General features: G+C 50.6%; 1 protein-coding gene. It reads right to left on the reverse strand.

What is annotated here, in order from left to right:
• Positions 1-565, reverse strand: a 565-nt coding sequence (locus A3729_RS26540; protein ID WP_231877511.1) for a methylmalonyl-CoA mutase family protein, incomplete at its 3' end; no start/stop codon positions are given.
• Between the last annotated feature and the right edge of the window lie 26 nt (positions 566-591).

The raw sequence follows: 591 nt of genomic DNA on the forward strand, positions 1-591 counted from the left end.
CCAAAGCCGATTGCACGATATCTGCAGCACTTAAGCGAATACCGAAGTAGATAACATCGAAGCCTGCATGACGCGCTGCAACAGCAATCATTTCAGCACCATTTGAGTGGCCATCAAGGCCCGGCTTGCCAACGACGATACGAGGGCGATAGCCATTCGTTTCGATGAATTGCTCAACTTTAGCTCGAACCTGTTCCAGGGTATCTGACTCGATTGTCAGCGCCTGACCATCAACACCTGTTGGTGGACGGAATTCGCCGAAGGCTTCACGTAAGGTATCTGACCATTCGCCCGTGGTTACGCGCGCTTTTGCACATTCAATAGAGGCTGCCATCATATTTTCGCCATTTTTTGCGGCTTCAGCCAAGGCTTTTAGAGAAGCTTCTACACGGGCGGCATCGCGGCTGGTTCGTGTATTGTTTAAGGCATCAATGGTTTTCTGAGCAGCTTCAGCGTCGACCATAAATATACCGCCGTCACTGTCTCCAACGAGTGGTGATTCAATACCGTCTGTCCACTTGTTCTTACCGACCACAACTTGCTCGCCTTGAGCCAGCTTGCTCATTCGCTCGCCTTGAGAAGAAACAAGAG

The sequence above is a fragment of the Oleiphilus sp. HI0043 genome (assembly GCF_001634935.1).